The 13,251-nt window shown below is 30.6% G+C and carries 6 protein-coding genes and 1 pseudogene; 5 read left to right on the top strand and 2 right to left on the bottom strand.

Annotated elements, in window-relative coordinates; translation table 11 throughout:
* Positions 1–21: 21 nt before the first annotated feature.
* Complete coding sequence (locus EAG11_RS14650; RefSeq protein ID WP_129539807.1) at positions 22–2,166, top strand: S46 family peptidase; 2,145 nt, start codon at positions 22–24, stop codon at positions 2,164–2,166.
* Positions 2,167–2,239: 73 nt separating this feature from the next.
* Here the strand turns inward: EAG11_RS14650 and EAG11_RS14645 are convergent, their stop codons facing one another.
* The gene (locus EAG11_RS14645; RefSeq protein WP_129539806.1) at positions 2,240–8,761 is read right to left on the bottom strand and encodes a carboxypeptidase-like regulatory domain-containing protein; all 6,522 of its coding nucleotides are present in this window, start codon (positions 8,759–8,761) and stop codon (positions 2,240–2,242) included.
* Between the two features lie 120 nt (positions 8,762–8,881).
* Here EAG11_RS14645 and EAG11_RS14640 point away from each other — a divergent pair, with 120 nt between their 5' ends.
* A complete protein-coding gene (locus tag EAG11_RS14640) occupies positions 8,882–9,577 on the top strand; it encodes a lipopolysaccharide assembly protein LapB (protein WP_129539805.1) in 696 nt (231 codons plus the stop codon).
* 40 nt (positions 9,578–9,617) lie between these two features.
* A complete protein-coding gene (murC, locus tag EAG11_RS14635; RefSeq protein WP_129539804.1) occupies positions 9,618–10,973 on the top strand; it encodes a UDP-N-acetylmuramate--L-alanine ligase in 1,356 nt (451 codons plus the stop codon).
* A gap of 208 nt (positions 10,974–11,181) precedes the next feature.
* On the opposite strand, the pseudogene EAG11_RS22890 reads toward murC, so the two are convergent.
* A pseudogene (locus EAG11_RS22890) lies at positions 11,182–11,472 on the bottom strand (DUF1287 domain-containing protein).
* Positions 11,473–11,837: 365 nt separating this feature from the next.
* Between EAG11_RS22890 and radC the strand changes: the two are divergent.
* Positions 11,838–12,530, top strand: coding sequence for a DNA repair protein RadC (radC, locus tag EAG11_RS14625; RefSeq protein WP_129539803.1), 693 nt, complete (start codon positions 11,838–11,840; stop codon positions 12,528–12,530).
* Between the two features lie 2 nt (positions 12,531–12,532).
* Positions 12,533–13,225, top strand: a complete 693-nt coding sequence (locus EAG11_RS14620) for a YjjG family noncanonical pyrimidine nucleotidase (RefSeq protein ID WP_129539802.1) — start codon at positions 12,533–12,535, stop codon at positions 13,223–13,225.
* Positions 13,226–13,251: the final 26 nt, after the last annotated feature.

Genomic DNA, 13,251 nt, shown 5'->3' with positions numbered 1-13,251 from the left:
AACTAAAAATATTTAAAACGTATGAAAAAAATAATTTTATTTTTAACAATGTGCCTTATGGCTTTTCCTGTTCGTGCAGACGAGGGAATGTGGTTCTTGATGTTTATCGAGAGATTAAACCATAGAGATATGCAAAAAATGGGCTTACAGCTTACATCTGAAGAAATCTATAGTATCAATAACCATAGTTTGAAAGATGCAATAGTTCAATTTAATGGAGGATGTACTGCTGAAATGGTTTCTAAAAACGGTTTGGTTTTAACAAACCACCACTGTGGTTACGATGCTATCGCAGAACTTTCTAGTGAAGAGCAGAATTACTTAAAAAATGGTTTCTGGGCAAAAGACAAAAGCGCTGAAATGAAACCAAAATCATTATATGTTCGTTTCTTCGTTCGTATGGATGATGTTTCTAAAAGAATTTTATCAAAAGTAAATGATGGAATGACAGAAGCAGAGAGAAACAAAGCGATTCAACAAGAAACGGCTTTGATTGAGAAAGAAAATAATGAAGGAGGAAAATATACAGTTTCTGTTCGTCCTTTCTTTCAAGGAAATGAATATTACTATTTCGTATATCAAGATTATAAAGATGTACGTTTAGTAGGTACACCTCCAGAAAGTGTAGGGAAATTTGGTGGGGATACTGATAACTGGGAATGGCCACGTCATACTGGAGATTTCTCAATGTTTAGAGTATATGCAGATAAAGATGGAAATCCTGCTGAATATTCTAAAGACAATGTGCCTTTACAGCCAAAGCACTATTTGCCGGTAAGTTTAAAAGGTGTTAAAGAAAATGATTTTGCGATGATATTAGGGTATCCAGGAAGAACAAACCGTTGGATGCCAGCTGGTGGAATTGAGCAAAATATTAAGTTTGCTTACCCTGCTTGGGTTGAGGGAGCTAAAACAGGAATGGATCAGATGAAAAAATATATGGACAAAGATGCAACAGTTCGTTTGCAATACGCGTCTAAATACGCTTCGACTGCTAATTACTGGAAAAACCGTCAAGGTATGATTGATGCTTTAACTAAAGCAGGAACAGTAGCTACCAAAACGGAACAAGAAGATAAGTTTTATGAATGGGCAGCTTTACCAGCAAACAAAGAAAAATACGAAAATGTAATTCCAACAATTAATGGTTATTATAGAGAGACGAATTTAAAAGCGACTCATGATAATTATTTAACGCAACTTTTACGTACTTCAAGTTATGCAACTGGCCCTGTAAATTTAGGGAATGCCTTAATTGCTTACTACAGAGAAAATGATGCTAAAAAAGCAGAAATGTTACCTAAGATTAATGCTTTGATTGATAATATTTATGGTGAGTTTTATGCTCCTCTTGAAAAAGATGTGTTAACTGCTCAATTGAATTTATATGCTTCTAAAGCTACTGAGTATGGTTTAGCTCCACAAATAGCTAAAATGAAATCAGAGAATAACGGTGATTTTACTGCTGATGTTAAAAAAGCAACTGAAATAAGTTACTTTACATCTAAGGATAAAGTATTAGCGTTTATGGCTGATCCAAAACCATTAGCGATTGTACATGATCCATTGTACATTATATCTAATGATTTGATGACTAAATTCCGTGCTAAAACTGACGGACAATTAAAAGCTGATGATAGCTTCGCAATTGCTTACCGCAAATTAGTAGAAGGTTTAAGAGAGTCTAAATTAAATACTATTAAGTATCCTGATGCAAACTCAACTTTGAGATTAACTTACGGAAAGGTTCGTGCTTTGCCAGAAGATAAAAGAAATGATGCTAAAACTAATAACTATACTACAATGACCGGAATGGTTAAAAAGTATAAAGCAGGAGATCAAGAATTTGATTTACCAGCTAGATTATTAGAATTAAATAAAGCTAAAGACTTTGGTCAATATGCAGATAAAGCAGGATACATGCCTGTAAATTTCTTGACAGATAACGATATTACAGGAGGGAATTCAGGTTCACCAGTAATTAACGGAAAAGGAGAGTTAATTGGTGTAGCTTTCGACGGAAATATTGAAGCAATGGCAGGAGATGTTATTTTTGATCCTAACTTACAAAGAACAATCAATGTTGATATTCGCTATGTACTTTGGATTATAGATAAATATGCTGGAGCAAAGCATATTGTAGACGAAATGACAATTATCAAATAATAGTAGTTTCTAAAATTATAAAACCCTATCTCATGTTTGTATGAGATGGGGTTTTTTATTGCTTTGTTTTTACTTATTTTATATTGACTCTTATTCCCTTGCTATGACTTGAGTATTCTGGAGCATACATACTTTGTATTGTAGAAATTCCATTAGAGAAGTTACCACCATTGTTTACTCTAATATCATATTCCAGTACATAGGTTCCTTTATTTATCTCATCAAAGAAAAAATGTGTTGCAGCATCTTTTGTGCTTATATAATAACCTAATCGATCGTTGTATTTATATTCTGAAAGAACATTTACAGGTTCAAAACAAGAAGCTCTCATATCTTTTAAATGCACAAATTCCATATTTTCTTTAGAAGAAATTATTAATCTTACAGTAATTAAATCACCCATTTTTAATGATGACTTAGTTGTGATTTTCTGTAATTGATCTCCGTCAACTGTTTTTGTTTTGATGTATAATTCTTTAGAAACAGATAAAGCTGTATTTGGGTTCGTTTTAATTTTATCTAAATCTTCAAAATATTGCCAATAGATACCTCCTAAACCAGAGATTTTTGATTTGTTTTCTATTTTTACTGAAGCCATTTCTTTTTTTACTTCATCAGCTTTCCAGTTGAGTTTGATATAACCAGTTGTAGCTTCTTTTTCATTTTCGTTTAGTTTTTCGTTTAGAATTTTTTCATCTCCAATTTTAATAACAGTATTGTCTTTTATGCTTAATCCATTCTTGCCTTGCATTAATAAGGCATAAACGGCTTCGGTAGTGGATTTTGTAGTTGGCCAGTTTTTGGTTTGCTTATTTTTTAGCAGCCAGACTTTCATCGCATCTACTGATTTAGTGTCATTATTTACTTCAGCGAAAGCCTCAATCAATAAAGCCTGAGTTTCTATAGGTGCTTGATACCAATACCATCCCGCTTTATTCGTAATCCAGTACATTCCCCAGTCTTCATTGTTAGAAGCTGTTTCTTTTAAACTCTCGATGATTTTTTTAGCTGTTTCACTTTCTCCGAAGCGATTTAAGGTTAAGACGGCTAATCCTTTTTCGTAAAGAGAATACTTTAACCAGTCTTTCTTTGTGGTTTCAAGATATAATTTAGTAGCTTTTTTCAAAGTATCCGAAAGGGGATAATTATCTAAATAAAAACTTCTGGTATAGAGATAATGTAAATCAGAATAAGGATTAATCCAGATTAGTTTATTGGTTGCTTTTAAATTTTTAGTTTTATAGTATTCTAAAAACTTGTTATCCAGAAATGGAATTCCGGTTTTGGCAATAGCATCAATTTTATCATTATTATCTTCTGTTTTATTCAATTTAGATAGATGACCTAAACCTGCTAGAATGTGCCTTGTAATGTATTCGTTTTCATCACTTCCGTCAAACCAAGAGAATCCTCCAGATATTTTTTGCTTTTGTTTTAATTTATCAAATGTAGCTTCTTGTGAAGTTTTCATTTTTTCTAAATCAAATAAAAGAGCTAGATTCTTTTTCTTTTCGTCTTCGCTTTGTGCGTCATTTAACCAAGGAGTTTCTGCAATAATGATTGATTTTAGTTCTTCATTTTCTTCTAATTTTGAATTCAGTTTTTCGTTCTTTCTCCAATTTTCAAAAATAGTTGCAATCTTCGGATTACTCGATATGATTTCTGAAGCCAAAGAATTAGCATAAAAGCGTGCAAAAGTTTGCTCAGCACATTCATGTTCGTATTCCATTAAATAGGGCAAAGACTGAATCGCAATCCAAGCAGGATTAGAAGTATATTCTAATGTAAGTTGGTGATTTTTTAAAGTTGTTGAAGTGTTATTTTTTAGATTCTCAAGTGTATATTCTTTGGTTGAATTTTCTCGAACCCAAATTGGGATACTTTCAGTAACCAACATGTTATTTGTTAAAACAGGAAGTATGTTTTCTTCACCATCAGAGAAATTACCTGATTTAGCTAGAATTTTATATTGTACACCTTGTATGCCTTCTGGAATCGAAACAGTCCAACTTGCAGTTGTATTTCCAAATGCCTCAACAGTAAAGTTTTTAACGTTTTTTACATTCAGCATTTTTGCATCAATTGGTTGCATTGTTGTAGCATCAAAAAACTGTAAGATTGCAATTCCAGTTTTAGCTTCAGCAGTAATATTTGATATTTTAGTACTAATAACAATCGTGTCTTTTTCTCTTAAGAAACGTGGGAAATTCGGCAAAACCATTAGTTCTTTTTGGGTAATAACACTTTTCTCTAAATAACTCGAAACAGCATCTTTGTTATGTGCCAATAATCGGAGTTTCCAAGCGGTTAAAACTTCGGGTGAAGTGAAATTAAAGCTAACATTTCCTTTAGCATCCGTTTTTAAATTTGGAAGAAAGAAAGCGGTTTCCGATAAATTTTTTCTTGCTTTTACTTGGGTTAGTTCTTTTATAGCATTTTTTGTGGTGATTATTATGGCCCCATTTGCTCCTTTGTTTCCGTAAAGAGCAGTTGCTTTTTTTTCTGTTATAACATCAACTGAAAGGATGACTGAAGGATTTAGGTTTTTAATTGTTTCTTCGGTTGCGATTTCTCCATCAATTATACATAATACATCTTTGTTTGTCGCTATAGAGCTTGCTCCACGAACGATTAATCTATTAGTGGGACTTTTAGAGATACTAACTCCATTAATAAACCCTTGAAGACTGTCGCTAATTCCTAGAGTATTATTTACTTGATTATCTTCTTCAACAATAGCTGCGGTTCCAGTTCCAGTAGCTTCAACTGAATAACTCATCGATTTTTTTTCTTTTTTCATTCCCAAAGCTGTAACTACAACTTCTTGAAGTTGATTAGAGTCTTCTTCTAAGGCTATAGTAATTTCTTTTGAATTATTTATTTCAACAGTTTTGGTCTGCATTCCTACGTAAGAAAAAACCAACTCTTCTCCTGTAGCGGCATCAATTTCATAGTAACCATCAAAGTCAGATGTTGTAGATCTTGGTGTGTTTTTTACCGTGATAGATGCTCCTGGTAGTGGCAAGCCTTCATTATCTGAGATTATGCCCCAAATTAGTTTTGCATTGGCAGGTTTTCTTGTTTTTTTACTAAGCTGTTTTTGATATTCTTTTTGTTGGTAAATTGAATTGGGGGTATTAAAATTAAATCCAAACCAAATTAAATTTGTAGTTTCATTATTTACTTGTATACCTTTCAAATATGTGTTTAGATTTCTGACACTTGTAGATGTTTTTTCAAATCCTAAATATGTTTTAGTATTGATTCCATTATAATTGTATCGGTTGAAATCTAAGCTACTCCAATCTTTAGTAGTAAATTGGTCCAATGAGCTATCATACATAGAAGCCAAAACTTCTGCTTCATTCCTAGTGCCATTTGTATTTAATTGAAAGGACCAATTTTCACTGCTGCCAGGCTGTATTTTATTTCTAAAACTTTCTACTTTCCAGTTTAATGTTGGGACATGATTTTTTAAAGTTATTGCTACTTCATCATTAAAGGTTTGGTTTTCAAAAACACTTTCAAATCCTAATTTAATTTGTTTTTCAAATTCATTTTTCAATGGAATTTTCATGGTGACTTCATTATTTTTAAGATGTTTTGTTTCTTCAAAAAATACTTTACTGTCATAATTTCCAGTTGTTATAATATAAAGTTCAGGAATAACCGAAGTTATTTTTAATAAAACAAAACCATCTTTTTTAGGATCATCATTAGTTTGTTTTACGGTAAATAATTTCCCTGTATCGTATTTGTCTTCGCTTTGCGTAAGTTTAAATTCGGATGAGCTTTCAATAGGATTATTGAAGCTGTCTTTTGCTGAGAAAACTATTTTGTAATTACCAGATTTATAATTTGAAATAAAGTCTAAAGTGACTTTTTTATCTTTTTCAGTGTTGACTTTCTTAGAAAAAACTAAAGTTCCAGTAGCTTTATCTAATGTGTCTTTTTTATTGTTTTCGAATGGAAATAATATTTCAAAATCTTGTTCGGATATATTGTTTATTTCAGGTTTTTCCCAAGTTCTAGACTTGAATTTATTTGAGAAAGGACTAATGTAATAGATTTTAATTTCTCCTTTTGTAGCTAGAAATTCTCCATTTAAATTAGTACTTGTTAGTGTGATTTCATTTTTGTTTTTAGTCTCGATTTTATTAGGAAGTGTGGCATTAAGAATTAAATCATGATATCCTACTTTTATAGTGGTTTCAGCAGTATGAGTTTCACCATTAATATCGGTTATGGATGCATTTATTATATAATTAAAAATAGGTAATTGCTCTTTGTTTGAGTTTTTAGATGGAACTGCCATAAAATCAATAATGAATTTACCTGAGGCATCAGTTTTAGTTTCTTCTGTTACTAAAACTTCGGGTTCTTCCCGTCCATAATAATTTCTAAAATAATTTATATATCTAGTTACAGTATAGGTAACCTTTGCATCAGAAATGATGCTTCCTGCAAAAGCTTTGGCGGTTCCTTTTACTTTTATAGCTTGATTAAGTTGAAAACTTTCTTTTTTTGGTTCAAATGTAACTTCGAATTTAGGACGTTTATATTCTTCAACTCTGAAATCTGATTGTGAATTTTCAAAATGTACATTATCCCAAAAAGGATGTTGGGCTTTTTTTTTGTTATAAATTGAATCTTTCTCATAGTCATTAGGCTCTTCTGTAATAATTCTAAAATTACCTGTTAATCCATTTTTTGGTAAAGTAAATTTTCCTGAAAAAGAGCCGAATTCATTTGTTGTTACATTAAACTCTTTAATACTATCTTCATTAGGGTCTTCAATTGTAATTTTAAAAGTTGTATTTGTAACGACATTCGTTTTGTTTTTATTTTTCTGAATAGCTATTCCTTTATAATATACAGTCTGTCCTGGGCGGTAAATAGCTCTGTCTAGGAAAAATTCAACTTTTCCATTTGAATCTTCTTTTTCATTTTCATTGTAAATGTTACTGTATTGAATATAATTTTTGCTAATTAAAATGGTGTCATTTGCGTGAGACAATTCGATAGTTTTATAATTATAAATGGAATCTTTTTTATAAGAAGCTAAACCATCTTTGTCTGTTTGGATATTGAACCTAAGAGATTTTATTGTTGCATTCTCTAAAGGTTTTCCTGTTTTTCGATCTAGAACTTGAAATGTTTCTTTTGAGTCATTTTGTGATGCTAGTACTGAAATGTTTGAAGTTGTAATGGTTTCAAACGCGAAGGCTTTTTTATCTTTGGTGTCAGATTCACTTTCAAAATAAACTAAATAAGAGCCAGTTTTTAGATTAGGCAATAGTATTTCTGTAGAATATTCAAAATAATCTTTTTTGTTTTTTAATGAATAAAATTTTGACGAAAGAAGCGGCTCCTTTTGGATAATTGAGTCAACTAAGTCTTTCTTCTGAGTAGAATTGTTTTCATATTCTTTTAGTTGCTTTTGACTAATCCTGTAAAATGAAATTTTAAGCTGATCTACGTTTTTATAGTTGATGTAAGCTCTGATATTCTCTTCATTGTAAGTGTATTTTTGAAGTTGAATGTTTATTGATTTGGACCTAATACGTTCCTTTCTTTCAAGCGCTAATTTGTACGTATTTGATCGATTATTAATTCTTGTGATACTGTCGAGAATTATAATTGCTTTGATGTTGTAATCAGGATGAGTTTTTTTTGATGCCTTTTCTTCTAAAAGAATAGCTTTTTGTAATTGAATTTTTTGAATCAAATGTTCATTCTTAGTACTTTTTTGAAGGATGTTTAATGAATTTACATAATCATCGTTATTTTCAATTAAATAATTTTTAGAAAAAAGAATACGCTTAAACTGATTTTCTGCTGTAGGCTGATTCGTTTCTTTTTTTTGATATAAAGACAAAACCAAACGAAGATTTTCATTGGTTATAAAGTCCAAGTTTAATTTTATAAAATCATTTGTTTTGCCTAAAAGTTCTTTTTTGTAAGAAGTGAAATCACTTTTTTGGATTCCCCATGGTTGTATTTTTTTTGTATATAGTACAATGTTTTCTAAAATTACGTAATCATATAAATTTTGAGATTTAAAATTTTCTAAAGTTAGATATTCAAAAATTGCTTCATAATTAACTAGTGGTGTAGCTTTTAAAATCGCTTCATTTTCTAAGGATTTAATCAAGGCATTTTTAATTTGGTTTTCAAAATTAGCTGTTGCCCATGTTAAAAAATTGTCATCGACCTCTATAGTATTTGTTATATTGCTAATTTTATAGCGGTTTCTTTCTAAATAATCATTTAAACATTTAACATAAACCAAATTCAGAATTGCTTTTGATGGGATTGAAGCACGATTTATTTCAAACCTCAAGTTGTTCAAAATCTTTGACTGAGCATTTTCGTCAACAACTTGTAGGTACTTCGAGTTATAAAAGAAGCATTTTATAATTTGCACTTCATCTTTATTTGCTACAGCTCTTTTATAGATTTCAGCAACAATTTTATTAGCAGTTTTTATTTTGCCGAGATTTTCGTTTTCAATTACTTTATTCCAATTTTTTTCATATTGTTGCCCAAATAAAGAGGCAGAAATTAGAAATAAGACAAAATAGATATTCTTCATAAAAACAGGTTTAGTATTATTTTAAAAGATTGGTGTTGTGTTGAAAATAATTTCCTTACAAATTACTAATTTATACTTAAAAAGAAACGATACGTTTTATATTTCTGCTATTTTTGGAGTATGAAACAAATAATAATAATCTTTCTTTTATTTCCGACCTTATTCTGGTCGCAGACAACTTTTGAGAAAGCTCAAAAATTATTTGATGCGGAGAATTTTGATAAGGCAGAGGATCTTTTTAAATCTGCTTTAAAAGAAAATCCCTCTGATTTTAAATCATTAGAGTATTTGGGTGATATTGCTAGTCATAATAAAAAGTGGAATGATGCTGTAATTTATTATAAAAAGCTAAAAGAGTTAAAGCCAGCAGTTGCTAATAATTTTTATAAATACGGTGGTGCTTTAGGAATGAAAGCTCTTGAGGTGAATAAATTTAAGGCACTCGGAATGATTGATGAAATACGAGGAGCGTTTGAGCAAGCAATTGTACTAAATCCAAAACATATTGGAGCGCGTTGGGCTCTTATAGAATTAAATCTACAATTACCAGCAATTGTTGGTGGGAGTCAAGCTAAAGCTATAAAATATTCTGATGAATTATTAAAGTTGTCTCCCATAGACGGATATATGTCAAGAGGCCATATTGATGAATATTTTAAAAGATATTCTGATGCCGAGCGACAATACAAACATGCAATTATAGCAAGTAAATCTAAGGCAAGTTATACTATGCTTGCCAACTTATACCAAAAGAAAATGAATCAGCCTATTAAGGCAAAAGAAGTTTTGGAGGAGTATAAAAACAATAAAAATTGATTTAATCAAGACAAACAAACGTATAACTGAGCAAACTAAAATGAAAACACATTTTATAGCCATAGGCGGAAGCGCCATGCACAATTTAGCATTAGCATTGCATAATAAAGGATATCAAGTTACAGGTAGTGATGACGCTATTTTTGAACCTTCAAAATCGAGATTAGAAAAAAAAGGAATATTACCCTTAGAAATGGGTTGGTTTCCTGAAAAAATTACTTCTGATATTGAGGCAGTAATTTTAGGAATGCATGCTAAGGCAGATAATCCGGAGTTACTTAAAGCTCAAGAACTAGGATTGAAAATTTATTCTTACCCGGAGTTTTTATACGAGCAATCTAAAAACAAAACTAGAGTAGTTATTGGTGGATCTCACGGAAAAACTACAATAACTTCGATGATTTTGCATGTAATGCATTATCATAATATCGAAGTTGATTATATGGTCGGAGCACAATTAGAAGGTTTTGATACTATGGTACATCTTACCGAAGAGAATGATTTTATGGTTCTTGAAGGAGATGAGTATTTATCTTCGCCTATAGACAGAAGACCAAAGTTTCATCTATATCAACCTAATATAGCTTTGATTTCAGGTATAGCTTGGGATCACATTAATGTTTTTCCTACTTATGAGAATTATGTTGAGCAGTTTGAGATTTTCATTGAGAAAATTACAAATGGAGGGATATTGGTTTACAATGATAATGATCCAGAAGTAAGACGTGTGGCTGAAGCGGCTACAAATCCAATTCGAAAATTACCATATAATACACCAAATTATACAGTAAGTGATGGAGTAACACTTCTTGAAACACCAGAAGGGAATATGCCAATTGAAGTTTTTGGAGCACATAACTTGAATAATCTTGCTGGAGCAAAATGGATTTGCCAGAATATGGGTGTTGATGAAGCCGATTTTTACGAAGCCATAGCAAATTTTAAAGGAGCTTCTAAACGACTAGAGAAAATTGCAGAAGGAAAAGGTAAAGTTGCCTATAAAGATTTTGCACATTCGCCAAGTAAAGTTGCCGCAACAACAAAAGCAGTTAAAGAGCAATATCCAAATCGTACTTTAGTTGCTTGTTTAGAATTACATACTTATAGCAGTCTAAATGCGGCTTTTTTAAAAGAATATGAAGGAGCATTAGAATATGCGGATGTTGCTATTGTTTTTTATTCGCCAGATGCAGTAAAAATTAAGCAATTAGATGAAGTTACTTATGAGCAAATAGCAACAGCATTTAATCGAAAAGACTTGATTATTTATACAAATCCAAATGATTTTAAAGAATACTTATTTAATCTTAATTTAGAAAATTCAGCATTGTTATTGATGAGTTCAGGAAATTATGGTGGTTTGAACTTTGATGATGTAAAGGTGTTAATCGAATAATCTCAATATTAATGGAATAAAATTTTTTTACCAAAGCCAACTAGATCTAGTTGGCTTTTTTATTATATATATGTATAATGGACTATAATTTTATATTTAAATAGGTAGTCTTCTAATACTTGGCCTCCGCCAATATTATGACCGATTAGGTTTCGCTTTCCATCACGTGTTTTTTTTATTAGTGATAATTCCAATATGAGAGAGTTTTTCATTTATCATCCAAGTTACTATTTCTTCTGTTTTTATATATTGAGGGATCTTGGTTTACTGTTAGCTTTTGTCCATTTCTTTCAAAGATAACTTCTAAATTAAGAACTCTTCTGTGGTTTATATTAGCGTCGGTTTTTGTTAGTCCCCATATTTTAAACTCTGATATTTCAAATAATTAGCAACCATATCTTCATGTACTTCTTTTTGTAAGTCTATGTTTCATTATTCGATAAGATCTTATAATTACATCTGTGCAGAATCCTTTGTTTTGGAGAACATCACCATTCAGGTATTCAATCCATAAATAAGCTGAGTCATAATGTATGTTGGATCTATTGTTGAAATTGCTACATTCGATAGTTTTTCTTAAAGTGTATTGTTTGTCAAAGTGTTATACGATGTGTTTTTGTCTCTTTGCTCTTGTTTGCAACCACAAGACTATATAGCCATTAATAGGAGTGTACTATATTTTATTCTTTTTTATTTAATTTAAGTATATTAAAAATAGCTTTTTTTGCTTTATTGACCGAATTTTCTTATTTTAAATGTAACTTAGCTTAATAAGATATTTGTATGAATATTGAGGATTTGAGTTGTGTGGGCACACTCATAAAAATCTGAATTTATATTTAATAAAATTTTTGATACGTATTTATGAAACTAACACATTTGCCTATTACAGTTTGGTCCGAGGATGATAAGCCTCGTGAAAAACTGATTCTCAAAGGGAAAGATGCTTTGAGTGATGCAGAATTAATAGCTATTTTAATTGGTTCAGGAAGCAGAAATGAATCTGCTGTTGATTTGAGTAAAAGAATTCTTTCTAGTGTAGATAACAATTTGAATTCGCTAGGCAAATTGTCTCTTGCGCAATTAATTACTTTTAAAGGGATAGGGAGTGCAAAAGCAGTCTCGATTATTGCCGCGACAGAGTTAGGACGACGCAGAAGAGTGGAGGACATTGGAGAGTTAACGATGATCACATCTAGCAAAAGAGTTTTTGAAATCATGCTCCCAATTATTGGAGAGTTACCGCATGAGGAATTTTGGGTTTTATTTTTAAATAATTCAAACAATATTATCTTAAAATCACAATTAAGTAAAGGAGGAATTTCGGGTACTATTGTAGATGTGCGATTGGTTTTTAAATTAGCACTCGAAAATGGTGCTACTGGTTTAATCTTATGCCATAATCATCCTTCGGGAGTTTTGAAGCCAAGTGAAGCAGATAAGCAAATTACAAATAAATTAAAACGTGCAGGGGATAGTTTAGATGTTAAAGTTTTAGATCATTTGATTATAACTGAGTCAAAATATTATAGTTTTGTAGATGAAGGAATTTTTTAAGAATGAAAAACAATACCATGATTACCGACATTTTTTTTGATTTAGATCATACCCTTTGGGACTTTGATAAAAATTCAGAATTAGCATTTGAGACTATTTTAAAAGAAAGCCATCCAACAATCAACATTAATGAGTTTATAGAACAATATATTCCCATAAATCAAGCTTGTTGGAAATTATATCAAAACGATAAAATTTCGCATATAGAATTGCGTTATAATAGATTGAAGCATACTTTTGATGCTTTGAATTATGAGATTTCTGATAAATTAATTGATGAAATGTCTGAAGAGTATATTCGAATACTACCAGATAATAATAATCTTTTTGATGGTGCAATTGAGGTTTTAGAATATCTAAAAGATAAATATAAGTTACATATCATTACAAATGGATTTGCAGATGTTCAAAATCGAAAAATAACCAACTCAAATATAGGGTCTTATTTTCAAACGATTACAAATTCTGAGATGGCAGGGGTAAAGAAACCCAATCCTATTATTTTTGAATATGCCTTAAATGTTGCTAATTCTAAAAAAGAAAATAGTATTATGATTGGTGACTGTCTAGATGCGGATATTCAAGGTGCATTAAATGCAGGAATAGATGCAATTTTCTTTAATGAAAAGAATGTTGAAGCACAACAAAATATAAAACAAATTAATCATTTATTAGAACTTAAAAAATATTTATAAAACTATGAAAACAAGAATCTTATTAT

Source organism: Flavobacterium sp. 140616W15 (assembly GCF_003668995.1).
Lineage (GTDB): Bacteria > Bacteroidota > Bacteroidia > Flavobacteriales > Flavobacteriaceae > Flavobacterium.
Note: the sequence above shows the minus strand (reverse complement) of the source record. Positions and strands in the feature narration are given on the sequence as shown.